This window comes from Zoogloea sp. (assembly GCF_023150065.1).
GTDB lineage: Bacteria > Pseudomonadota > Gammaproteobacteria > Burkholderiales > Rhodocyclaceae > Zoogloea.
The window spans coordinates 110852-135260 of sequence record NZ_JAKLLN010000012.1 but is presented as its reverse complement, the minus strand read 5'-3'; the positions used below and the strand labels follow the sequence as shown (position 1 = coordinate 135260).

Genomic DNA, 24409 nt, shown 5'->3' with positions numbered 1-24409 from the left:
AGGCCCATGACAGCCCCGGCCATCCGCGTCGAAGGCTTCACCAAGCGCTACGGCAAGCGTGTGGCCGCCGACGGCCTGGCCCTGACCGTGCAGCGGGGCGAGATCTATGGGCTGGTGGGAGCCGACGGCGCGGGAAAATCCAGTCTGATGAAGGCCGTGGCCGGCGTGCTGGCCTTTGATGCCGGCACGCTGGAGATCTTCGGCACCCGGGTGGATTCGGCGCGCAGCGCCGAGCAGGTCAAACAGCGCATCGGCTTCCTGCCCCAGGGGCTGGGCCTCAACCTCTACCCCGATCTGTCCATCGACGAGAATGTGGACTTCTTCGGCCGCCTGCGTGACGTGCCCGCGGCCGAACTCCTCGAACGCAAGCGCCAGTTGCTGGAGATGACCCGCCTGGACAGCTTCCGCGCCCGGCCCATGCGCCAGCTGTCGGGGGGCATGAAGCAGAAGCTCGGGCTGGTATGCACCCTCATCCACGAACCCGAGCTGGTGATCCTCGATGAGCCCACCACCGGCGTCGATCCGGTCTCCCGGCGGGACTTCTGGGCCATTCTCGGCAAGCTGCTGGAGGAAAAGGGCGTCACCGCCCTGGTGTCCACCGCCTACCTGGACGAAGCAGACCGCTTCCACCGGGTGTCCCTGTTCCACGAAGGCAAGGTGATGGGCGAAGGCACCCCCGCCGAGCTGGTGGCCAGGGTGCCGGGCACCGTGGCCCTGTTCCGTGCCGAACCCCAGGCCGAGGCCCTGCCGCGGCTCAAGGCGGCGTTTCCGCAGACCGAGGCCATGGGTGCCTGGCTGCGGGTGTTCACCGAAGGGCTGGACGCCCCCCACGCCCGGAGCGCCGTGGACAAGGCCCTGGTCGGCATTCAGCCCGACGACTGGTTTGCCCGCGAACCGGAGCTGGAAGACGTGTTCGTGGCCATGCTGCGCCAGCGTGGGGCGAAATTGGAATCAGCCTTTCCGGCCGACAAGCGCGTGCCCGCCGCCGGCACCGATCTGGCCATCGAGGCCCGCGGGCTGACCCGTGTCTTCGGCGACTTCCGGGCTGCCGACGCAGTGAGCTTCACGGTGCCCCAGGGCGAGATCTTCGGCCTGCTGGGGGCCAACGGTGCCGGCAAGACCACGGTGATCAAGATGCTCACCGGCATCCTCAAACCCTCCTCGGGCGAGGGCCGGGTGGCCGGGGCCGACATGCGCAGTGCCGGGCGGGCAATCAAGGAGCGCATCGGCTACATGAGCCAGGCCTTCTCGCTCTACCACGACCTGTCGGTGGTGGAGAACATCCGCCTGTACGCCGGCATCTATGGCCTCGACGACGCCCGGGCGCGCCGCCGCAGCGACTGGGTGATCGGCATGGCCGGGCTGGCCGGCTTCGAGAACGACGCCGCCGGGCGCTTGCCCATGGGCCTGCGCCAACGCCTTGCCCTGGGCTGTGCGCTGGTGCATGAGCCGCGGGTGCTGTTCCTCGACGAACCCACCTCCGGGGTCGATCCCATCGGCCGGCGCCTGTTCTGGGACATCCTCTTCCACCTGTCACGGCGGGAAGGGGTGGCCATCCTGGTGACCACCCACTACATGAGCGAGGCCGAACACTGTGACCACCTGGCCCTGATGTACGCCGGCCGGGTGGTGGCCGATGCCTCGCCCGAGGCCATGAAGGCGACCATCGCCGCCGAGTCCGGCGAGCTGGTGGAGTTGCAGGTGGACCACCCCGTTCCCGCCCAGGCCGCCCTGCGCGCGGCCGGCTTTGCCAGCGCGACCCTGCATGGGCGCGCCGTGCACCTGCTGTCCCGTGACGCCACGACCGATCTGGCGCGCCTGCCGGGGCTGCTGGCCGAGGCCGGCGTCACCGTGCAATCGGCTGCCCTGCGCCCCCTGTCCATGGAGGATGTGTTCGTGCAGCGCATCACCGCCCTGGAGGCCGCCGACCGGAGGGCAGCATGACACTTCAGCGCATCATCGCCCTGGCCTGGAAGGAATGGCGCGAGATCGTCCGCGACCGCCTGTTCTTCGCCCTGGCCTTCATCGTGCCCAGCATGCTGATGCTGCTCTTCGGCTTCGGCCTGACCCTGGACGTGGAGAACCTGCCCTTTGCCGTGGTGGACCACGACCGCAGCGCCGCCAGCCGCGACTACACCTACCGCTTCATCTCGTCCCGCTACTTCGACTTCAAGGGGCAGGCCAGCGATGAACGCCAGCTCGACGCCCTGCTGGCCGACAACCGCATCCGCCTGGCCCTGGTGATACCGCCACGCTTTGGCGAGCGCCTGGCCCGGGGCGAGGCCGCGCCGGTGCAGGTACTCATCGACGGCACCTTCCCCATGCGCGCCCAGACCACCCAGGGCTACGTGGCCGCCATCAACAGCGCGGTCAGCCTCGACAACATGGCTGGCGCCCTGTCCGCCGGCCGGGGTATCCCCCTGGCCGAGGCCCGGGCCCGCGTGCAGCCGGTGAAGCTGGAGGTGCGCTACCTCTACAACCAGAGCGTGAAGAGCATCTGGTCCCTGGCCCCCAAGCTGATCATGCTCATCATGATGCTGTCGCCCCCCTTCCTCACCGCCCTGGGCGTGGTGCGCGAGAAAGAGTCCGGCTCGATCTTCAACATCTACGCGTCCACCGTCTCGCCGGGCGAATTCCTGATCGGCAAGCTCGCGCCCTACGTGGCGATCTCCTTCACCAACGGGCTGATCCTGTGGGCCCTGGCGGTGGGGCTGTACGGCACCCCCTTCAAGGGCGACCCGGCCTTCTTCGCCCTGGCCCTGCTGCTCTACGTGGTGTGCACCACCGGCCTGGGGCTGGTCATCTCTATGCTGGTGCAGACCCAGGTAGCGGCGATGATCGTGGCCAGCATCGTCAGCATCATCCCGGCAGTGCTGTACTCGGGAATGCTGCTGCCCCTGTCGTCCCTGGCCCCCGGCGCCTCGGCCATCGCCCACGCCCTGCCGCCCATGTATTTCACCAACATCGTGGTGGGGAGCTTTCTGAAGGGCGTGGGCTGGCAGGCCCTGTGGGCCGACATGCTGGTGCTCGGCGCCTACGCGACCGGCCTGTTCGGGCTGGGCTACCTGCTGTTCAGCAAGCGGCCGGCATCATGAACGGCTTCTTCTCCGGCGCCGGTCTGCGTCGCCTGCGCGTGATGACCCACAAGGAGCTGCTCCAGCTCTTCCGCGACGTGGCACTCATGGTGTTCTTCCTGTATGCCTTCACGGGCGACATCTACATCGCCGCCTCGGGGGTGAGCATGCAGCTCAAGAATGCCGCCATCGCCACCCTCGACGCGGACCACAGCCTGGCCTCCCGGGAACTGGCCAGCCGCTTCCAGCCCCCCTACTTCCAGGCGGCGGGCAGCGCCGGCACCCCGCAGCAGGCCATCCGCCACCTGGACGACGGCGACGTGATGGCGGTGCTCGACATCCCGCCCCGCTTCGGCGAGCGCCTGGCGCGGGGCGAGCAGGTGGCTGTGCAGCTGCAGGTGGACACCTCCAACTCGGTGCTGGGCTTCCTGGCCTCCAGCTACGGCGCCCAGATCGTCGGCCGTTACGGCCTGGAGTTGGCGGCCCTGCGCGAAGGCCTGGGCAGCGGCGGCGCCAGCGGCCCGGTCATCCAGGCCGATACCCGCATCTGGTACAACCCCAACCAGAACGACGCCTGGTTCATGGGCATTTCGGAGCTGCTGACGGTGATCACCCTGTTCGCCATCCTGCTGCCTGCCGCCGCCATGGTGCGCGAGAAGGAGCGCGGCACCATCGAGCAGCTGATGGTCACCCCGCTGAGCGCCTTCCAGATCCTCTTTCCCAAGGTCATCGCCATGACCCTGGTGATCCTTGCCGGCACCGCCATCGCCCTGTTCGGGGTGCTCGGCCCGGGCTTCGACCTGCCCATGCGCGGCAGCCTGGTGCTGTTCTTCCTGATCACCGCCCTGTACGTATTCACTACCGCCGGGCTGGGCCTGCTGGCCGCCACGGTGGCCCGCAACCTGGCCCAGGTGGGCATGCTGACGGTGGTGATCCTGATGCCCATGCTCTTGCTGTCGGGCGCATGGACGCCCATCGAGGCCATGCCCGAGTGGATGCGCATCCTGGCCTGGATCTCGCCGCTCCACTACTTCCTGGATGCGGCCTACGGCATTCTGCTCAAGGGCGTCGGCATGGCCCTGCTGTGGCAGCCGGTGCTCGCCATGGGGCTGTTCGGCATCGTGGTGTTCGGTGCCGGCATGGGCCGCTTCGGCCGCCAGTTCGGCTGAACTCAGCTCCCCAGCAGCGCAGCCAGGGGCGCGAGGATCTCGCCCCCCACCGGATCGAAGCGGCTGAAGCGCAGATCGTCCAGCACCCGCAGCCCGGCCGGGTCTTCGTGCATGGCACACAGGATGCGCTGGATGGCCTCGCGCTTGTCGGCCCACGCGGGTGACACCATGAAACAGTGGAAGGCCAGCCCGTCGCGGCTCTCCCCCACCACCTCCAGCTGGCTGCGGGTGCTCGGGCCGAGGCTGTTCCAGGTTTCATCGAAGACGATACCCAGATCGGCATTGCCGTCGATCACCGCCCTGGCGGCGTTGAGATGGTTGCCGACGAAAGTGAAGTCCGCCTGGCCAGCATCAATGCCCAACCCGTGCAGCACCTTCAAGCCCAGGTCATGGATGATCAGCTTGTCGGTGGCGCTGGCGATGCGCAATGCGGGGCCCGGCAACGCCCCCGGGCGCGCCACCACCACCGCCTCGTCCACCACGCCGGCCGGCCGGGCCACCGGCACGAAACCCCGCTCCCGGGCAAAACACAGCGCGCTGTACGGGTTGGCGTAAACCACGTGGTGGGGCTGGTCGAGCACCGCCTGGCGCTCTTCGAGAAAGCTGTCGCGGGGATCGAAGTGGATGCCGATCCCGAGCTTGCGCTGAAGGTAGGTATTGAGGGTGAACCAGCCGAGCAGATTCTTGGCCGTGTCATGGGGGCAGACACTGAGTTTGAACGGGCTGGCCATGAATCAGGCCGCCTCGGGGAGCGTGTGGCGTGTGGGCATGACGGGGTCCGGGTCGTGACGGAAAGTCGGCACGCCAGCCTTCCAGAGCGCGTGCCATACGCATGATTCTACCTGTCTGCCACCTCTACCTCATCGGCAGAACGCCCCCGAAAAAGTCCGCATCCGGCACCAGGACATCAGAAAGCCATGGTTGCGAAAATACTTCATACACAACAAAAATGGCCATTCAAGAGCCTGAAGTTCGCGTATTTGTCGGTTTCACGCCTTTCTTGGAAAATGCAATTCCATGCCCCTGCAGTAAATCCGGATAACATGACGGCACCTCCCGAAAAGCGCCCCGTCCATGCCTCGTTCGTCGTCCCTCGTCCGGCTCCGGCCCTTCCTGCTTTTGGCCATTCTGGTGGCTACGGTGCTTTACTACAGCTACCCCATGGCCCTCCGCCTGCAGAACGGCGGGCATTTCCTCGCGGCCCGCCCTCTCTATCTGATTTCCGCCGTGGCGGGCAATCTCAAGGCCCAGCACAACCTGGCCGCCATGCATCTCGAGGGCGAGGGCGGCCCGGTCAACCCGACCGCGGCCGCCTACTGGTACGCCCGGGCGGCCCGGCAGGGGAGCGTCATCTCGGCAACGACGCTGGGCGAGATGTATATGAAGGGCTACGGTGTGGAGGCCGACGCCGTGCAGGCTGTCGCCCTGCTCGAGCAGGCCGCCGGGAAGGACGACGGAGAAGCCATCCTGATGCTGGGCGAACTGTATTCCGGCGGCTTCGAAGGCATGCCGAAAAACGGCAGGAAGGCCCTGCAGTGGTACCAGGCAGGAGCGGAGCGGGACATGCCGGCCGCCCAGTACGGCCTCGCCAGCCTGCATGCTGCCGGCGAACTCGTGCCCAGGGATCTGACACAGGCCGAATTCTGGTATCTCAAGGCAGCCCGTCGGGGCCATGCCAAGGCCCAGCTCGAGCTGGGCCTGCTGTATCTGAACCAGCCGGGGAGCAGCGCCGGGCTCAAGGGCGCCCAGGTGTGGCTCACCGAGGCCAGCCGCCAGGACGAAACCGCCGTCGCCGCGCGCAGCCACCTCGCCAGCCTGTGCCGGGCCAACCCCGCCCTGAACTGCACACTCACCTCGGCCGGCCCCAGCCTCGGGGCGCTGCTCCCCCCCGCCGCCCGTCGTCGCCTATAACCAGTCCACCAGGGCCACCCCCAGGCCCAGCGTGGTCTGGCGGTGGTTGTAGTCGATCAGGGTTTCGCCGTAGCCACTGAAAACCTGAACAAAGCCCTTCAGCTTGCGGTGGATGGGGAAGCTCCAGTCCACCTGGGCCGCGCCCCGCCCCCCGCTCTGCCACAGGGGCCCGCGCAGGGTCAGGCCGAGGCCGTGATCACCCAGCTTCCACATGGCCTGCACATCGCCGTGGCCGAGATAGCGCGTGATGTCCGGGTTGTCGTCCTTGCCATCCTTCTCGGGGAAGCGATACCAGGAGCGCACCAGCACGGCGAAGTCGCCACGCTCGATGCCGGCCTGGGCCATGACCCGGTTCCAGCTCCGCGACAGGGGCTCGGCCCGGCCGTTGGACTGGTGGTTGAAGCCCACCGACAACAGCTTGACCTTGAAGCCGGCCCCCGCATCCAGGTTGGTGCGGAACACCGCCATCAGCTCGGGCTCGTAATTGGTCTCGCGGAAGGGCGAGGAGTTGCTCTTGTTGTACACCTGCCAGCTGGACTGCTGGGTGTAGCCCATCCACAGGTCGCCATGGCGCCCGAACAGGCCCTCCCACAGCTTGGTCTTGAAGCTGATCTGGTACTTGGCCTCCACCGGCGAGACATCCATGGGCTCGCTCACCGAGCGGTCGGGCCCCGGGGAGTGGGGCATCCGGTTGGCGGAATTGGTGAGCCGCCCCAGCAGGATGTAAGTGGGCCGGTAGGGGGTGATCAGGAAGGTGCCACGCTTGTCTTCGGCGTCCAGCTCCCAGCGCGCCGAGAACGGCGTGTTGTCGGGCGGCGGCGGGGCCGGCGCCTCCTGGTGGGGGCGCCCGACGGCATCGTCATAGCAGGCCAGACGCTCGGTGTTGTCGGCGATGGCGGCGCAGGTGGAGGGGTTGCCGGCAGCCAGCACCGGCCCGCCCGCGAGAGCCGTCAGCAGCACGGGGAAAGCCCCCAGGGGAAGACGATGATTCATGAACGCTCGCTTTCTGTCCGGATCAGCCCGCCCGCCGGGCCGCCATGAACTCACCCAGGATACGCCCGGTGTGGGACCGGGCCACCTGTACCACCGCCTCCGGCGGCCCCTCGGCGACGATCTCGCCGCCCCCTTCGCCCCCCTCCGGCCCCAGATCGATGATCCAGTCGGCCTCGGCCATCAGGTCCAGGTCGTGCTCGATGACCAGCACCGTGTGGCCGGCGTCGGCCAGGCGGTGCAGCACGTGGATCAGCTTCTCCACGTCGGCCATGTGCAGGCCCACGGTGGGCTCGTCGAGAACATACAGGGTGTGCTTCTCGGGGGGCAGCGGGCGGCCCGGCCCGGCGGCGGATTCGCCCGCGCGGCCACGCACCTTGGCCAGCTCCGACACCAGCTTGATGCGCTGTGCCTCTCCGCCGCTGAGGGTCGGGCTGGGCTGGCCAAGGGTCAGGTAGCCCAGGCCCACGTCCTGCAACAGCCTGAGCGGGTGGGCGATGGACGGGTGGGCGGCAAAGAAATCCACCGCGTCTTCCACCGCCATGTGCAGCACGTCGGCCACGCTCTTGCCCTTCCAGCGCACGGTGAGGGTTTCGGGGTTGAAGCGGGCACCGCCGCAGGCCTCGCAGGGCATCTTCACGTCGGGCAGGAAGTTCATCTCGATGGTGATCTGGCCCTGCCCCTCGCACACCGGGCAGCGCCCGGCGCCGGTGTTGAAGGAGAAGCGCGAGGCCGTCCAGCCGCGCATCTTGGCCTCGGTGGTCTCGGCGAACATCTTGCGGATGGCGTCCCAGAAGCCGATGTAGGTGGCCGGGCAGGAGCGTGGCGTCTTGCCGATGGGGGTCTGGTCCACCTCCAGCAGGCGGCCGATCTGCTCGCGTCCGTCCAGGGCCGCACAGCCCACCGGGGCCGCGGCGGCCAGGCTGGCGTGAAGCACGTCGCGGGCAAAGGTGGACTTGCCCGAACCGGACACGCCGGTGACGACGCTGAGCCGCGCCAGGGGCACCCGGGCCGACACGCCCCTGAGGTTGTGCAGGGTGGCGTTGCGGACCACCAGGGCCGGGTGATCCTCGGCCACCGCCCGGCGCGGCGCCAGGGGGTGGATCAGCGGGTGGTTGAAGCAGCGCCCGGTGGCCGACGCCGGTGCGGCCATCAGGTCGGCCAGCGTGCCCTGGGCGATGATCTGCCCACCGCGCACGCCGGCGCCGGGGCCGATGTCGATGACGTGGTCGGCGCGGCGGATGGTGTCCTCGTCGTGCTCCACCACCAGCAGGGTGTTGCCGCGGCCCTTGAGGGCCTCCAGGGTGTCGAGCAGCAGCTGGTTGTCCCGGGGGTGCAGGCCGATGGTGGGCTCGTCGAGGATGTAGCACACGCCGGTAAGGTTGGAGCCCAGCTGGGCCGCCAGGCGGATGCGCTGGGCCTCGCCGCCGGACAGGGTGGGCGCGGCCCGGTCGAGGGCCAGGTAGCCCAGCCCCACCTTTTGCAGGAAGTCGAGCCGGCCGCGGATCTCGCTCACCAGGTCACGGCCGATCTCGGCCTCACGGCGGGCCAGTTGCAGGCCCTCGAAGAAACCCGCCACCTTGCCCACAGCCAGGGACGACAGTTCGTGCAGGCCCAGGTCGCGGAAGCGCACGGCCCGGGCCACAGGATTGAGTCGGGCACCGTGGCAGCTCGGGCAGGCCTCGTCGGTCTCGTGCTCCAGCTCGCCCAGGTCCAGCTCGTCGGGGTTCTCCACCTTGCCGGCAATCTTGACGCCGGTGCCGTAGCAGTCGGGGCACCAGCCGTGCTTGGCGTTGTAGGAGAACAGGCGCGGGTCGGGCTCGGGGAAGCTGGTGCCGCACTCCGGGCAGGCCCGCAGGGTGGACAGGGTGGTGAGCGCACCGCCGGGCTCGCCCAGGGGCAGCAGCTTGAGCACGCCCTTGCCGTGCTCCAGGGCCGCCGTCACGTACTCGCGCAGCAGCGGCTCGGTATCGACACCCACCTTCACCCTGCCCACCGGCAGCTCGATGTTGTGCTCCTTGTAGCGGTCGAGGCGCGGCCACTTTTTGGTGGGCAGAGTGTCGCCATCCACCCGCAGCTGCTCGAAGCCCTTGCCCCGGGCCCACTTGGCCAGGTCGGTGTACAGGCCCTTGCGGTTGATGACCAGGGGCGCCAGCAGCTCCACGGACTGGCCGGCAAAGTCGCGCTGGATGTGGGCGACGATGGACTCGAAGCTCTGGGGCGTCACCGGCACGTCGCAGCAGGGGCAGTACTGGGTGCCCAGCTTCACGTAGAGCAGGCGCAGGAAGGGCTGGATCTCGGTGAGGGTGCCCACCGTGCTCTTGCGTCCGCCGCGGCTGACCCGCTGCTCGATGGCCACCGTGGGCGGAATGCCGAAGATGGCATCCACCTCGGGCCGGGCCGAAGGCTGGGCAAACTGGCGGGCGTAGGCGTTGAGGGATTCCAGGTAGCGCCGCTGGCCCTCGCCGAACACGATGTCGAAGGCCAGGGTGGACTTGCCCGAGCCGGACAGGCCGGTGATGACCGTGAACTGGTCGCGGGGGATGTCCAGGCTGATGTTCTTGAGGTTGTGATGGCGGGCGTGGCGGATGGTGATGGCCTGCTCGGCCACCGGCCGGTAGCGCACCGGCGGCTCGGCCACCACCGGCGCCGCCTGCATGGCCGAGAGCTGGGCGGCGTAGTCGGCCAGGGCCCGGCCGGTATGGGAGGCCGGGGTGGCGATGAGCGCGGCCGGCGTACCCTCGGCGACGATCAGGCCGCCACCGCTGCCGCCTTCCGGGCCGAGGTCCACCAGCCAGTCGGCGGCGGCGATCACGTCCAGGTTGTGCTCGATGACCACCAGCGAATGACCGGCGTCCAGCAGCTTCTCGAAGGCCGACAGCAGGCGCGCCACGTCCTCGAAGTGCAGGCCGGTGGTGGGCTCGTCGAACAGGAAGAGCAGGCCCGGGTCGTCACCCGTCGTGCCCTTCTTCGCCTTCTTGCCCGCCAGCTGGGCGGCTTCGGCCAGGTAACCGGCCAGCTTGAGGCGCTGGGCCTCGCCCCCCGACAGGGTGGGCACCGGCTGGCCCAGGCGCAGGTATTCCAGGCCCACGTCGGCCAGGGGCGCCAGGGCGGCCAGCACGGCTTTCTGGTCGGCAAAGCAGGCCAGGGCCTCGGAGACGGTCATCTCCAGCACGTCGGCGACGCTCCGCCCACGCCACTGCAGGGCCAGGATCTCGGGCCGGTAGCGCTTGCCGTCGCAGTCGGGGCAGCGCAGATACACGTCGGAGAGGAACTGCATCTCCACGTGCTCGAAGCCCGAGCCGGTGCAGGTGGGGCAGCGCCCGGTGCCGGAGTTGAAGCTGAAGGTGCCGGGCGTGTAGCCCCGGTCCTTGGCCTCATCCAGATTGGCAAAGAGCTTGCGGATGGCGTCCCAGGCGCCCACGTAGCTCACCGGGTTGGAGCGGGCGCTCTTGCCGATGGGCGACTGGTCCACCATCACCACGCCCTTGATGGCGTCCGTGCCGGCCAGGCCGTCGAAGGCCCCCGGCGCCTCGGCCGTCTGGCCGAAGTGCTTGGCCAGGGCCGGGTAGAGCACGTCCTGGATCAGCGTGGACTTGCCCGAACCCGACACGCCGGTGATGCCCACCAGGCGCTGCAGCGGGATGGCCAGATCGACGCCCTGCAGGTTGTGCTGGCGGGCGCCCAGCAGCCGGAGGCGGGGCGCATCCGGTGCCACCGGGCGCAGCTGACGCCGGGCATCGACGCGCTTGCGGCCGGCCAGGTAGGCGCCGGTGAGCGAGGCCGGGTCGTTGGCGATGGCCGTGGGCGCGCCGTAGGCGACGATCTCGCCGCCCCGCTCGCCGGGGCCGGGGCCGATGTCGAGCAGGCGGTCGGCAGCGAGCATCAGCTGGGGGTCGTGCTCCACCACCACCAGGGAGTTGCCCGCGTCCCGCAGGCGCTCCATCACGCCGAGGATGCGGTTGATGTCCCGCGGGTGCAGGCCGATGGAGGGCTCGTCCAGCACGAACAGGGTGTTCACCAGCGAGGTGCCCAGCGCGGTGGTGAGGTTGATGCGCTGCACCTCGCCGCCGGACAGGGTGCGGGACTGGCGGTCGAGGGTGAGGTAGCCCAGGCCCACGTCCTGCAGATACTTGAGCCGCCCCCTGATCTCGCCCAGCAGCAGCTCGGTGGCCTCGTCCAGGGGCGCGGGCAGGGTCAGCCCGGCGACGAAGGGCACGATCTCGTCCACCGGCCGGGCCATCAGCGCATGGATGGCCCAGTCACCCACCGCCGACGGCAGGCGCCACAGCAGGGCGTCGGGCTTGAGGCGGGCACCGTGGCAGGCCGGGCATTCGGTGTAGCTGCGGTAGCGCGACAGCAGCACCCGGATGTGCATCTTGTAGGCCTTGCTCTCCAGCCAGTCGAAGAAGTGGCGGATGCCGTACCAGTGCCGTGGCCAGGAGCTGTCCCAGCTCTTCCACTTGGGGTCGCCCTCGAACAGCCATTCCCGGTGCTCGGGGGGCAGGTCGCGCACGGGGATGTCCATGGCCACGCCGTACTTTTTGGCCATCTTCGCCAGGTCGTCCTGGCACTCCTTGAAGCTGGGGCTCTGCCAGGGCTTCACGGCGCCCTCTTCCAGGGTCTTCGATTCGTCCGGCACCACCAGGGAGAAATCCACCCCGATGACCCGCCCAAAGCCCTTGCAGGTGTCGCAGGCGCCGATGGGCGAGTTGAAGGAGAAGAGACTGGGGATGGGGTCGGAGTAGGCGATGTCGCAGTCGGCGCAGTGCAGGCCGCTGCTGAACTTCCAGCGGGTCTCGCCGGCATCGCCCAGGGCGTGCACCGACAGGCGGCCGTGGCCCACGGTGAGGCCGGTCTCCAGGGCCTCCATCACCCGGGCGTGCTCGGCATTGCCCAGACGGAAGCGGTCCTGCACCACATGCAGCACCTCGCCCTCGCGGGCGTGGATGCGGGTGTAGCCCTGCTGGGCGAGGAGGCCGGTGATCTCCTCATCGCTGAAGTTGGCCGGCACGGTGACCGGAAAACTCACCACCAGACGCGGGTCACCCGCCGCGGCGGCCCGGGCCGAGAGGTCGGCAAAGATCGTGGCCGGCGTATCACGGCTCACCGGCTTGCCGCAGCAGCGGCAGTGCAGCCGGGCGGCGCGGGCGTAGAGCAGCTTGAAATGGTCGGCCAGCTCGGTCATCGTCCCCACCGTCGAGCGGGAGGTGCGCACCGGGTTGGTCTGATCAATGGCGATGGCCGGCGGCACGCCCTCGATGCGATCCACCTGGGGCTTGTCCATGCGGTCGAGAAACTGCCGGGCGTAGGGCGAGAAGGTCTCCACGTAGCGGCGCTGGCCCTCGGCGTAGAGGGTGTCGAAGACCAGGGAGCTCTTGCCCGAGCCGGACACACCGGTCACCACCACCAGCTCGTGGTGAGGAATGTCCAGGGACAGGTTCTTCAGGTTGTTCTGGCGGGCGCCGCGGATGCGGATGGCGCTGGGCCCGGTGGACAGCGGGGCGGAGTCGGAGGACATGGCGGGCGGGTCGAAAAGGACGCAAGGCGGAATTGTAGGGCCTGTTGGCAGACCCGCCCCACCGGCATCGGTTCCCCCGCCCGCAGCGGGCTCAGCAGTGCGTCACGGATTGATCACGCGATCGGTGGCGGCCTCGTCCACCAGGGAGGTGTCGAGGAGCACGCGGGTGGCCGGCAGCGCCGCCTGCTGGGCCAGGGCCCGGGCCGTCACCGCCAGCAGGGCCGGGCCATCCGCATCGGCGATCAGCACCAGCTGCTGGGCTGCACCGATGAGGGCGACGAAGCCCCGCATCACGCTGCCATCCGGCAGGCCCAGGGACACCCGGGAGCCGACATCCACCTCCGCCCACTCGGCGGGCAGGCTCAGGCTGCCGGCGAAGAACTGCTTGTGCTTGAGGACGCGCAATTGCGGCATGTCCGCCAGGAGCGTCAGGGACGGCCCCAGGGGCGGACGGCCCACCGGCGCCGGCGTCGGCTGGCCGGCGATCAGGGCCGCCAGCAGGGCCTTGCACGGTGCCAGCCCCTCGCGCACGTGCGACTCGCCCAGCCCGATGTAACGCAGGCCCTCTTCGAGCCCGGTCAGCAGGGCCGGCAACTGGGCCATCAGCTGTTGCCGGGTGGCGGCGTCCGGGTTCGGGCGGGCGGACTCGAGCAGGCGCTGGCCCAGTTGCAGCCGGGCCGCCCACTTGGGCCCGCCGGGACCGTAGCGATAGGCCACCTTGGCCAGGACGTGCACCCAATAGCCCTCGATGAACTCCCGGGCCACCGCATCGGCAGGCTCGGCGGTCATGTCCTGCACCGTCTGGCTGGCCTGGAGCAAGGCCACCTCGCGGCGCTCCAGGCGATGGGCAAGCTCGACGCAGGCCGCACCGCGCTCGAGTGCCGCCCGCTGGCGTGACTCGAGCAGGGATTCGACACTGCCCAGGGCGCCCAGCAGATCCTTGTCGGAAACCCGCTGTGCCTTGCCGAGCGACTGGACCAGGCGCAGCAAGGACTGGCATGCGGGCAGGTCGGGTGAGGCATCGGGTGCCATGCTGCGGCCCAGATCGGCGATCAGGTCAAGCATGCGCAGGGCCGGATGACGGGGCTCCGCCAGCAGGGTGTCGCTGCGCAGGGCAAGGCGCAGCAGGGGCACCCGCAGCGATCCGATGACGGTGCGGATCGGCGCGGGCAGGTCGGTGGCCCGGGCGGCGTAATTGCACACCGTCTCGATGACCTCGACCGCCACCGCCTGATTGGGTGCAAGCAGCGCCCCGAGCTCGCTCCCCCCCAGGGCCGCTGGCACCCCTTCCCCGTATTGCTGGCGCTCGCCAAGCCAGGCTTCGACCCGCTCGATCAGCACCGACGCCAGCCCCGCATCCATGCCGCCGGCACCGCCTGTCGTCGCCTCCCGGCGGGCCAGCACGGACAGGCGCAGGGACGCCAGCGGGTCGATGGGCAGGCTGCTGCGGGCCGCCGGGCTGTCGATCCAGGCCTGCTGCACGACAGGCTGGCGCACCACCGCGGCAGGCCGTGCAGCGGGGGCGGCGGGCCCGGCGAGATGATGCTCCAGCGTCCGGTAGAAGCTGCACAGGTGGCTGCACAGGGCCGGCTCGAGTTGTTCGATCAGCTGCAGCGCCTCGTCCGGCTTGAGTCTTTCCCGGTCACGCAGGGCGCGCAGAGCACGGCAGACGGCCTCGGGCCCCAGGGGCAGCTCGTTGCCCAGCGTGAGGCCGAGGGTCTCGAAGAGCTCTTTCATGCGCAGATGCAGGGCTGCCAGCTCACGCCCGCAGAAGCTGCGCAGCCGCTGCTCCAGGTTCATCAGCTCGACAGCCAGATCCATGTCCTGGTCGTGCACCAGGCTGATCCGCGACGCTGTCAGCCCCTGCACCTGCTCGCCCCAGCGCTTGGCCTGCCGACCGGCCAGATCGTCGAAACAATCGCCCGCCACCAGGCCCAGCACCTCGGGCCAGTCCGGATGCTGGAGCGTCTCGTCGGCGGCCTCACGGAGGGTTTGCAGGAATCCTTCGCGGCAATGGGCGAGCCGGGTTTCGGCCTGGCCTGGCGAAGGGACATGGGAAGAGTGAGCGCGCTGCATGAAGGGCCGACAAGGGGAGTGTCAAACAATGTTATCCAGAAGCGCCACGCCTTGCTAATACTCCACTGCCTCAGTGTGACGTAAGCCCTGGCCTGATCAGCAAGCGGCGGGCAGTAATCCACACGAACATCCCGACCAGCCCCCATTTGGCCCCCGAACACAGGGCCGACAGGGGGATCGCGATGCTGTCGGCGCCCGTCGGGCCGGACAGCAGCATCAGCTGCAGCAGGTTCTCGCCCAGATCGAACAGGCCCGCAGCCGGCAGCATCAGCGCAGCCCGTCGCGCCAGCGCCGGTTCCGCCGGACCGAACAGTCCCCCACGGCGGGCCAGCAGGTAGCCGAAAGTGGAGAAGATGCCGATATGCATGAAGTCGTAGGCGAAATGGGCACGGTAGGCTTGCCGCCCGGCCTCCCCCCAGAGACCGAGAATTTCCCAGTACCGATCGGGTGAAAAAGTTAACTGAAGTTCCACCAGATTCGGTCGTAAGTGGTGGACCAGTCCGATCAGGTAAGCCTGCGACAAGGCGAAGGCCACTGCAGCCAGGACAACGACGGTTTTGGACGATGACTTCACTGGATCACTCCCTGCGGAGGTTTGCGTAGCGGGTGTGAAATAGTGACGACATACGGCCGGCGTGTCATTGAATGAAAGCGACAACCCAGTAAAATGATAAAAATATTAAATTTTATATTTTTATCAAAATCACAGAACCAGACTCATAGCTGACTACACCCATGAACACAGCTCTTGCTCCTCGCCCCCTCACCCACAAGGAACTGGAAGAAGCACTGGTTGCCGTCCGCATTCCGGCCTACCCGGCCACCGTGGACGAGGTCATGCGCGAAGCCCAGAAGGATGACCCGCAGGTCAAGGTTCTGGCGCGCATCATCGCCTCCGACGTGGGCATGTCCGCCATGGCGGTCAAGCTCGCCAACTCGCCCCTCATGGGTGGCGCCAATCCGGTCAAGAGCGTGCAGCAGGCAGTCAATCGTCTCGGCACCAACAACATCCTGAACGTCGTGATCGCGGTTGCCCTGCGCAAGACCACCGAAGGCCTGCCCGAGGATCTGATGGCGCGCTTCTGGGCGCGGACCTCGACCCTGGCCCTGGCCACCGGCGTGCTTGCCCGCAAGCACGTGGGGATTTCGCCGGAGCTGGCCTACACCTATGCCCTGTTCCACGACGCCGCCATCCCGGTGATGATGCTGAACTTCCAGCGCTACACCGATCACTGCGGCCACCTGCTCGATGATCCGGAAGCCCTGACGGTGCTGGAACGGGAGCACTTCAAGTGCGACCACGCCGTTGTCGGCTGGCTGCTCGCCCGCAACTGGGGGCTGCCCGACAGCATCGCTGCCGCCATCCGCTATCACCACGACCCGGACGCCTACATCCTCCCCGAACGGGAGCTGCCGTCCAGCGCCCTGGCGCTGATCGCCGTCACCGTCATCGCCGAACACGTGATTGCCGACTGCACCGGCAGTGCGGCGGAGGTGGGGAGCCGCAGCTTCGAGAACGCCAAGACCTTCCTGGGCACCTCCGACGCCGACATCGACGAGTTCCGCGAGCTGGTGGCGGCCGTCATGATGTAAATCGGCAGCAGCGCTCGCCAGAATGCACAAAGCCCGCTCAAAAGCGGGCTTTGTGCATTCATGGGGCCACAGACTACTCCGCTGCAGCCTTCTTGCGGGCCGCCGGCTTCTTGGCGGCGGCAGGGGCCTTGGGCTCCTTCTTCTCGAACTCGAAGCCCACCTTGCCGTCATCCCCCCGCACCAGGAAAGCCGAGAACTTGCGCTTGGTACGGCTGGAAACAAAACCCCGCAGCAGTTCGGTACGGCCGGTATCGAGGAGCTTGTGCATCTGCTCCCGCTCGATGGGCTGCTGCAGGATGATCTTGCCGGAACGGAAATCGCAGGACTTCTCGGGCCCCACGGACTTGCCGCAGACGTAGGACAGCCCGTGCTCATACACCTGGCTGCTGCACTTGGGGCACTGGCCAAGGGAATCCTGGCCGGAGAAATCCACGGCTTCGGCGGCCTCATCCTCCTTCGGCTGACCGAAGTCGAACTCGGGCTGCTTGTCGTCGTTGAGGCGGATCTCGGCGTTGAAGAGACGCCCCATCTTGTTGCGGAAGCCCAGTAGCGGCCCGACCCGGCCGGTGGCGAGCAGGGTTTCGATCTCGGGAATCTCGAACTGGCGACCGGCGACGATCTTCCAGGCTTGCCAGTCGCAGGCCTGGCAGGCGAACTTCTTGTAGTTCTCCTTCACCAGTCCGCCGCACTTCGGGCAGGGCGTCTGCAGGGTGGCGAAATTGCCGGGCACGGTGTCGGATTCATAGCGCTTGGCCCGCTCGACGATGTCGCGGGTCATGGCCTGGATGTGCTCCATGAAGTCGGCACGGCTGAGCGCCCCACGCTCCATCTGGGCCAGCTTGTGTTCCCACTCGCCGGTCAGCTCCGGCGAGGTCAGCTCGTTGGTGCCAAGGCCCCGCAGCAGGGTGATCAGGGAGAAGGCCTTGGCGGTGGGGATCAGCTCCTTGCCATCGCGCAGCATGTAGGTCTCGCCGATCAGGTTTTCGATGATCTGGGCGCGGGTGGCCGGAGTACCGAGGCCCCGGCCGGCCATGGCGGCGCGCAGCTCCTCGTCGTCCACCATTTTGCCGGCGCCTTCCATGGCCGACAGCAGGGTGGCTTCGTTGAAGCGTGCCGGCGGCTTGGTGACCAGGGCCTTGAGCAGGATCTCGTCGGTGCTGACCTTCTCGCCAGCCTCGACCACCACCAGCTGGGGGGTGCCGCCCTCCTCCTCACTCACCGCGGCGGCCTTGCCATACACCGCCAGCCAGCCCGGATTGACGAGGATCTTGCCCTCGGTCTTGAAGGCTTCTCCCTCGACCCGGGTGATGCGGGTGGTGATGCGGTACTCGGCGGCCGGATAGAACACCGACAGGAAGCGCCGGGTCACCAGGTCGTAGATCTTGGCCTCCGCCTCGGACAGGCTCTTGGGCGCCGTGCCGGTGGGGATGATGGCAAAGTGGTCAGAGATCTTGGCGTTGTTGAAGATGCGCTTGTTGGGCCGGGCCCAGCCCTGCTTGACGATCTGGTTGGCAAAGGGCGCGTATTCATCGGGCAACCCGCCGAGGATGCCCGGAACCTGGCCGACGTAGTCTTCGGGCAGGGCGCGGGCATCGGTACGCGGGTAGGTCAGGACCTTGTGCTTTTCGTACAGGGCCTGGGCCAGCTGCAGGGTGGTGCGGGCCGAGAAGCCGAAACGACCGTTGGCCTCACGTTGCAGCGAGGTCAGGTCAAACAGCAGCGGCGACAGCTGGGTGGAGGGCTTGGACTCCTCCTCCACCGTACCGGTCTTGCCTTCACATTTGGCCTTGATGGCCTCGGCACGGGCTTTTTCCCACAGCCGGAAGGCGGTGGCGTGCTCGGCCAGCGGCGCCCCCTCTTCGGGCTTCCTGAAGCCCTCGTCGAACCAGCGGCCCACGTAGGCCCCGGCCTGACAGCCAAAGCTCGCTTCCAGCTCCCAGTAGTCGGTGGGCTTGAAGGCGCGGATCTTTTCCTCGCGCTCGACGACCAGCGCCAGGGTGGGGGTCTGCACGCGGCCGACGGTGGTGAGGTGGAAGCCGCCGGTCTTGGAGTTGAAGGCGGTCATCGCCCGGGTACCGTTGATGCCGATCAGCCAGTCGCTCTCGGCGCGGCACACGGCGGCCTCGCGCAGGCCCTCCACGTCGGCGGCAGCCCGCAGCTGGGCGAAGCCGTCGCGGATGGCGTTGGCCGTCATCGACTGCAGCCACAGGCGCTGGACGGGCTTGGTGCTGCCGGAATGCTGCACGATGAAGCTGAAGATCAGCTCGCCTTCACGGCCCGCGTCACAGGCGTTGATCAGGCCAGTGACGTCCTTGCGCTTGATCAGGCGGGTGAGCAGCTTGAGGCGGTCTTCGGTCTTCTCGATGGGATTGAGCGCGAAATGGGGCGGAATCACCGGCAGGTGGGCAAACGACCACTTGCCGCGCTTGACCTCGAACTCGGCCGGCACCGTCAGCTCCAGCAGGTGGCCGACGGCCGACGAGAGGACGTAGTGCTCGGACTCGAAGTAGTCCTTCTCTTTGGTGAAACCACCGAGGGAGCGGGCGATGTCCGCTGCAACCGAAGGTTTTTCCGCAATGATCAGCTGCTTGCTCATGCCTGTGGTGCGCCTTGCGGCGCCTGACTCAGAGGGTGTTGGGGAATCGCCGCGAGTCGGCCCGGGAGCGTGACGCGGAACGCATCTGCGTGCGAGTGCAATGGGTGCCCGAAGCGCAGGCCGGAGATGCGCAACGAATGGACCACCACCCTTGCAGATTGTTGGAAAGCGCGGCGCATCATACGGAAGCCGGCGCCAGGCATGCAAGCCACCAAAGGCTCAAGGTGCCGTCTCAGTGCACCGCAAATGGCGCCTGCTGCTGCTCTTCATCCTCTTCGGATTCGTTGAGCAGTTCGTCGAGGATCAGCCCGTTGATGGGGCGATCCTGCTGCCACAGCACCATCAGCACGATCACCTTGAGGTTCTCGAGTTCGATCTCAGTCTCGCCGAGGGCCAGTGCCCGCTCGACGATCATCTCGCGGCACTCGGAATCGAGGATGCCGGCGTTTTCGAGGAACAGCAGGAAACCCCGGCATTCCATGCCCAGGCGGATCTGTTCGTCGTCGGAGTAGATGCGCAGGGAACCCGCGCGGGAGAACTGGGCCGGACGCTCACCGTCGGACAGCTGGCGCAGGCCCGACAGCCACTCGAGGGCTTCGGTGATTTCTTCTTCCTCGAAGCCGGCAGCGGTGAGTTTGCGGGCCAGTTGCGCAGGTTCCGGGCACGCATCGGCGTGGACGTAGTTCTCGAAGAGGTACACGAGGATATCGAACATGGCGCGTAGGCCTGAGGCCGGTCATTTTCAGAGACGCTGGAGGCGTCCTCCGGGCAGGCGGGCAACCCGTCCTTCGAGCTCCAGCGATAGCAGAATGGCGTAGAGCGCTTCCGGCGTCAAGCTGGTGCGGTGCACCAGGGTGTCCACATCCACCGGGTCGTGGCCCAGGGCAGACAGCACACCACTCGCCTCCACATCCTCTTCCACAGGCCCCATGTCACGTGCCGGCGCGGCTTCCGGCGAGGTGAAGCGCAACTCCTCGAGTATGTCTTCGGCACATTCAACGAGCTTCGCCCCCTCGCGGATCAGGCGATGACAGCCCTTCGCCACCGGCGAGTGGATTGAGCCCGGGATGGCAAAAACCTCCCGTCCGCAGTCGATGGCGAGCCTTGCGGTGATCAGGGAACCGCTCTTGACCGCGGCCTCCACCACCAGCACGCCCCGCGCCAGGCCGGCGATGAGGCGGTTACGACGGGGAAAGTTGTGGGCCAGGGGCCCGATGCCCAGGGGAAACTCGCTGACGATCGCCCCTTCGGCAGCAATCCGCCGGGCCAGATCGCCATTGCGCGCCGGGTAGATCCGGTCGGCGCCGGTCCCGATCACCGCCACGGTGCGACCCGGACCGCCAAGGCCACCCCGATGCGCCGCCGCATCGATGCCCAGGGCCAGCCCGCTGACGATACCGAGCCCGCCAGCGGACAGGCTGGCCGCAAAGGCTTCGGCATTGGCTTCGCCCTGGGGCGTGGCACTGCGCGCGCCCACCACGGCAATGGCCGGACGTGACAGCAGGGACACGTCACCTTTTACATAGAGGCAGACGGGCGGATCGGGGATTTCCAGCAGGGCAGCCGGATAGGCGGCGTCACCAAGGGTCAGTAGGCTGTTGCCGGGCTCGTCGGCCCACTGGAGAGCACGGTCCACGGCTTCGCCGGCATCATGATCGAGCACCAGGCTGGCGGCAGGGCTGCCGACCACCGCCGCGATGGCGCTGTGGCCGGCAGCATAGATGGCATCCGGCAGTCCGAAGGCGGCGAGCAGCTGACGCTGGTTCGCCGGGCCGAGGCCCGGCGTCAGGGTCAGGCGCAGCCAGGATGCAAGGGGATGGCGCTCCGACAAGTAGAGCCCCGGGGCCTCAGGGCTTGCGGACGCTGTCGGCGACGGTGGCGGGGCCGTCGCTCTCCATCACCAGCGCGTAGGCCAGCCGGTCGAAGACCCGGAACACGAAGGCCAGGCCATAACGATGCTCGGGCAGCCTGTAGCGCTGGGCCGGCCCGACGTTTTCTTCCCGGTAAACCGTCTCGCCCCGGTTGCGATGGAGCGCCAGCACATGCCCCACCTCGATCTGGTCACGCTTGCCCAGGCTGACGGCCACCACATCATGACGGCCGGCACCGCCCACGCCGTTGTAGATGGAGACCACCCGGCCGCTCACGTCCTGCTCGGGAGCATGGGGCACATAGCTGGGCAGCTCGGGGCGCCCGGCGGGCAGCAGGCGATCGCCCTTGCCGATCTCCTGCTTGAAGGAAGTGACGACCAGGCTCGCCGGAATGGCCGAACCCGGGCTGGCCGTGGCGGTGTCGCCGTTGGCAGCATCGGGAACGAGCACACCGGCCCCCGAGCTGACCCGGGCCTGTCCGAGGTAGGCTGCCTCGAAACCGAGGAGCTCGCCGCTGACCGGATCCTTGAGGGGCTTGGCCTTGCGATAGACGTTCCAGTCGCGGACTTCCGGATCGATGCGGGTGGCGAAGATGGTGTCGCCCGGGCCGGTGAACACGCGGCCTTCCTGGGTTGCCACGACGATGCCGGCGGCAGCGTCCTCGGCTTCATCCACGACCAGGGGCTCGGACAGGAAGGGCGCGATGGCCCGCAGGGGAATGCTCTGGATGGCGACCCGTGCCGGCTCGGAATAGACCTGCGGGAAGCGTTTTTCGTAGAGGGCACGATCACCCGCGGCGCCGATCCGCTTGCCCAGCTTCAGGGTGGGACCATTGCGGTCGAGGACGACGATCTGGCCCGGGTAAATCAGGTGCGGATTACGGATTTCCTCCCGGTTCAGGCGCCACACTTCGGGCCAACGCCAGGGCTCGCGCAGGAACTTGCCGGAGATGCCCCAGAGGGTGTCACCGGACACCACCACGTGGCTGTCGGGCGCGTCGTCGGCCAGCCGGATCGGGCCAGCTGCGCCGGCGCCGGCCGGAACCAGGGCGGCGACGCCGATGAGGAGGGCGGATATAATGCGAATCATGGGAGTTGCGCTCGCTTTCGGCGGACAGTTGCGCCGCATCGTGGGCAGTCTGTGTTGCGGAGCCCGATGCCCTCTCCGTCAAGACGCAGGCATCGCATATTTCGCTCAAAATTCTGCACGTAAAGTCTTCATCCGGCAATATTTATGGCTCTTCTACCGATTCTCCGCTACCCCGACCCGCGCCTTCACACCCGTGCCACCCCCGTGCATGAAGTGAACGACGAAATCCGTCAGCTGGTCGCCGACATGGCAGAAACCATGTACGAGGCCCCCGGCATCGGCCTGGCCGCCACCCAGGTCAACGTGCACCAGCGCGTGGTGGTCATCGATGTGTCCGAGGACAAATCGGCCCTGCTGGCCCTGATCAACCCCGAGATCATCGCCCGATTCGGCGAACAGGTCTGTGAGGAAGGGTGTCTGTCGGTGCCCGGCATCTATGACAAGGTCAGCCGCGCCGAAACCGTGCGGGTGCGCGCCCTCGACCAGCAGGGCAAACCCTTCGAGCTCGACGCCGAGGGCCTGCTGGCCGTGTGCATCCAGCACGAACTCGACCACCTGGAAGGCAAGGTCTTCGTCGAATACCTGTCCCAGCTCAAACAGACCCGTATCAAGGGAAAACTGGCCAAGAAGGCCCGGATCACCGCCTGATGAAAGTCGCCTTCGCCGGAACCCCCGAGTTCGCCGCGGTGGCCCTCGAAGCCATCCTTGCCGCCGGCTTTGACGTCCCTCTGGTGCTGACCCAGCCCGACCGCCCGGCCGGCCGCGGCATGCAGCTGCAGCCCAGCCCGGTCAAGCAGGTGGCCCTGGCCGCCAACATCCCGGTGCACCAGCCCGAAAAGCTGCGCAGCGCGGAACAGCAGGCGCCCCTGGCCGAGGCCGGCGTCGACGTGCTGGTGGTGGCCGCCTACGGCATCATCCTGCCCCAGGCCGTGCTCGACCTGCCCCGCCACGGCTGTCTCAACATCCACGGCTCGCTGCTGCCCCGCTGGCGCGGCGCCGCGCCCATCCACCGGGCGATTCAGGCCGGTGACGCCGAAACCGGCATCACCATCATGCAGATGGACGCCGGCCTCGACACCGGGCCGATGCTGCTCAAGCGTGCCGAACCCATCAATACCGACGACACCACCGGCAGCCTCCACGACCGCCTGGCCTGGCTGGGCGCCGAGATGATCGTCGAGGCCCTAAAGGCCCTGCCCGGTGGCCTCAGCGCCACACCCCAGCCGGCCGAGGGCGTCACCTACGCCGCCAAGATCGGCAAGGCCGAGGCCGCCATCGACTGGGCCCGCCCGGCCGTCGAGCTCGAACGCATGATCCGCGCCTTCAACCCCTTTCCCGGCGCCATCGCCACCCACGGCGAGACCCCGATCAAGCTGTGGCGGGCCCGGGCCATCGACGCCAGCGGCACGCCAGGCGAGGTGCTGCTGGCCGAAGGCGCCGGCGTGATCGTGGCCTGCGGCGAGGGCGCCCTGTGCATCACCGAGCTGCAGAAACCCGGTGCCAAACGCCTCTCCGCCGCCGACTTCCTGCGTGGCCTGCCGATTGCCGTGGGCAGCCGCTTCGCCTGAAGCCGCCTCCAGCCCATTGAATCTTTTGCGATTCGCCCCATCTAAGCCTTCGCTTTCCGCTTAACTTCGAAAGGACGGATAAACGCAATGCTCGGCAACTGGCTCAAGACTTCCATCCTCATGGCCGGGATCATCGCCCTCTTCGGGGCGATCGGCGCCATGATCGGCGGGCAGTCCGGGATGCTTCTCGCCCTGGTTTTTGGCGGCGCGATGAACGTCTTCTCCTACTGGTTCTCGGACAAGATGGTCCTGCGCATGTACAACGCGCAGGAGGTCGACGAGACCAGCTCGCCCTACCTCTACAACATGGTGCGTGAGCTCGCCGGCCGGGCCCAGCTGCCCATGCCCAAGGTCTACATCATCCACGAAGACCAGCCCAACGCCTTCGCCACCGGCCGCAACCCCGACAACGCCGCCGTGGCCGCCACCAGCGGCATCCTGCAGATGCTCAGCGAGCGCGAGCTGCGCGGCGTGATGGCCCACGAGCTGGCCCACGTGAAGCACCGGGACATCCTGATCTCCACCATCTCGGCCACCATGGCCGGCGCCATCTCGGCCCTGGCCAACTTCGCCATGTTCTTTGGCGGGCGTGACGAGAACGGCCGGCCGGGCAACCCCATCGCCTCCATCGCCGTGGCCTTGCTGGCCCCTCTGGCGGCCAGCCTGATCCAGATGGCCATCTCCCGCGCCCGGGAGTTCGAGGCCGACCGTGGCGGCGCAGAGATCGCCGGCGACCCGAACGCCCTGGCCGATGCCCTGCTGAAGATCGATGCCTTTGCCCGGGGCATCCCGATGCATACGGCCGAGGCCCACCCGGAAACCGGCCAGATGATGATCATGAACCCCTTGTCCGGTGGCGGCCTGCGCGGCCTGTTCAGCACCCACCCGGCCACCGAGGAGCGCGTGGCGCGCCTGCGTGCCCTGGTGCAGCGGCGCTGATCCGGCCGCTTC

At 67.9% G+C, this 24409-nt stretch carries 17 protein-coding genes; 8 read left to right on the top strand and 9 right to left on the bottom strand.

Features of this window, described 5'->3' with window-relative positions; all coding sequences use genetic code 11:
• Window positions 1–6: 6 nt before the first annotated feature.
• Genes L6Q67_RS14570 through L6Q67_RS14560 form a run of 3 tightly spaced genes read left to right on the top strand, consistent with a single transcriptional unit; the run spans window position 7 to window position 4243 of the window.
• Window positions 7–1944 carry an ATP-binding cassette domain-containing protein gene (locus tag L6Q67_RS14570; RefSeq protein ID WP_296570720.1) on the top strand — a complete coding sequence of 646 codons (1938 nt, stop codon included), beginning with the start codon at window positions 7–9 and terminating at the stop codon, window positions 1942–1944.
• Window positions 1941–3095 carry an ABC transporter permease gene (locus tag L6Q67_RS14565; protein WP_296570717.1) on the top strand — a complete coding sequence of 385 codons (1155 nt, stop codon included), beginning with the start codon at window positions 1941–1943 and terminating at the stop codon, window positions 3093–3095. Before L6Q67_RS14570 ends, L6Q67_RS14565 begins: the two co-directional genes overlap by 4 nt.
• Complete coding sequence (locus L6Q67_RS14560) at window positions 3092–4243, top strand: ABC transporter permease (protein ID WP_296570714.1); 1152 nt, start codon at window positions 3092–3094, stop codon at window positions 4241–4243. The genes L6Q67_RS14565 and L6Q67_RS14560 overlap by 4 nt, the downstream gene beginning before the upstream one ends.
• A 2-nt stretch (window positions 4244–4245) precedes the next feature.
• Here the strand turns inward: L6Q67_RS14560 and L6Q67_RS14555 are convergent, their stop codons facing one another.
• Window positions 4246–4974, bottom strand: coding sequence for a PhnD/SsuA/transferrin family substrate-binding protein (locus tag L6Q67_RS14555; protein ID WP_296570710.1), 729 nt, complete (start codon window positions 4972–4974; stop codon window positions 4246–4248).
• A gap of 400 nt (window positions 4975–5374) precedes the next feature.
• Between L6Q67_RS14555 and L6Q67_RS14550 the strand changes: the two genes are divergently transcribed.
• Entirely contained in the window at window positions 5375–6154 is a 780-nt protein-coding gene (locus L6Q67_RS14550) for a tetratricopeptide repeat protein (RefSeq protein WP_296570708.1), read from the top strand.
• Here the strand turns inward: L6Q67_RS14550 and L6Q67_RS14545 are convergent.
• The 4 genes from L6Q67_RS14545 to L6Q67_RS14530 form a co-directional block, all read right to left on the bottom strand.
• Window positions 6149–7147, bottom strand: a complete 999-nt coding sequence (locus L6Q67_RS14545; RefSeq protein WP_296570705.1) for a phospholipase A — start codon at window positions 7145–7147, stop codon at window positions 6149–6151. The two genes, L6Q67_RS14550 and L6Q67_RS14545, sit on opposite strands and share 6 nt — an antisense overlap.
• Window positions 7148–7169: 22 nt before the next feature.
• Complete coding sequence (gene uvrA / locus L6Q67_RS14540; protein ID WP_296570701.1) at window positions 7170–12665, bottom strand: excinuclease ABC subunit UvrA; 5496 nt, start codon at window positions 12663–12665, stop codon at window positions 7170–7172.
• 102 nt (window positions 12666–12767) lie between these two features.
• The gene (locus L6Q67_RS14535; RefSeq protein WP_296570699.1) at window positions 12768–14741 is read right to left on the bottom strand and encodes a DUF1631 family protein; all 1974 of its coding nucleotides are present in this window, start codon (window positions 14739–14741) and stop codon (window positions 12768–12770) included.
• A gap of 70 nt (window positions 14742–14811) precedes the next feature.
• The gene (locus tag L6Q67_RS14530; protein ID WP_296570696.1) at window positions 14812–15315 is read right to left on the bottom strand and encodes a hypothetical protein; all 504 of its coding nucleotides are present in this window, start codon (window positions 15313–15315) and stop codon (window positions 14812–14814) included.
• Between the two features lie 161 nt (window positions 15316–15476).
• On the opposite strand from L6Q67_RS14530, the gene L6Q67_RS14525 reads away from it, so the two are divergent.
• Entirely contained in the window at window positions 15477–16334 is an 858-nt protein-coding gene (locus tag L6Q67_RS14525) for an HDOD domain-containing protein (protein WP_296570693.1), read from the top strand.
• A 73-nt stretch (window positions 16335–16407) separates the two neighbouring features.
• Here the strand turns inward: L6Q67_RS14525 and L6Q67_RS14520 are convergent, their stop codons facing one another.
• The 4 genes from L6Q67_RS14520 to L6Q67_RS14505 form a co-directional block, all read right to left on the bottom strand.
• Window positions 16408–18930: a DNA topoisomerase III gene (locus L6Q67_RS14520; RefSeq protein ID WP_296570690.1), complete on the bottom strand. Its 2523-nt coding sequence runs from the start codon at window positions 18928–18930 to the stop codon at window positions 16408–16410.
• A 232-nt stretch (window positions 18931–19162) separates the two neighbouring features.
• Entirely contained in the window at window positions 19163–19645 is a 483-nt protein-coding gene (locus tag L6Q67_RS14515) for a DUF494 family protein (RefSeq protein WP_296570688.1), read from the bottom strand.
• Between the two features lie 27 nt (window positions 19646–19672).
• On the bottom strand, window positions 19673–20761 hold the full coding sequence (dprA, locus tag L6Q67_RS14510; RefSeq protein WP_296570685.1) for a DNA-processing protein DprA: 1089 nt from the start codon (window positions 20759–20761) through the stop codon (window positions 19673–19675).
• A 16-nt stretch (window positions 20762–20777) separates the two neighbouring features.
• The gene (locus L6Q67_RS14505) at window positions 20778–21890 is read right to left on the bottom strand and encodes a LysM peptidoglycan-binding domain-containing protein (RefSeq protein ID WP_296570681.1); all 1113 of its coding nucleotides are present in this window, start codon (window positions 21888–21890) and stop codon (window positions 20778–20780) included.
• Between the two features lie 144 nt (window positions 21891–22034).
• Between L6Q67_RS14505 and def the strand changes: the two genes are divergently transcribed.
• The 3 genes from def (at window position 22035) to htpX (ending at window position 24397) form a co-directional block, all read left to right on the top strand.
• On the top strand, window positions 22035–22538 hold the full coding sequence (def, locus tag L6Q67_RS14500) for a peptide deformylase (RefSeq protein ID WP_296570668.1): 504 nt from the start codon (window positions 22035–22037) through the stop codon (window positions 22536–22538).
• A complete protein-coding gene (gene fmt, locus L6Q67_RS14495) occupies window positions 22538–23458 on the top strand; it encodes a methionyl-tRNA formyltransferase (protein WP_296570666.1) in 921 nt (306 codons plus the stop codon). Before def ends, fmt begins: the two co-directional genes overlap by 1 nt.
• An 87-nt stretch (window positions 23459–23545) precedes the next feature.
• Window positions 23546–24397 carry a zinc metalloprotease HtpX gene (htpX, locus tag L6Q67_RS14490; RefSeq protein WP_296570663.1) on the top strand — a complete coding sequence of 284 codons (852 nt, stop codon included), beginning with the start codon at window positions 23546–23548 and terminating at the stop codon, window positions 24395–24397.
• Window positions 24398–24409: the final 12 nt, after the last annotated feature.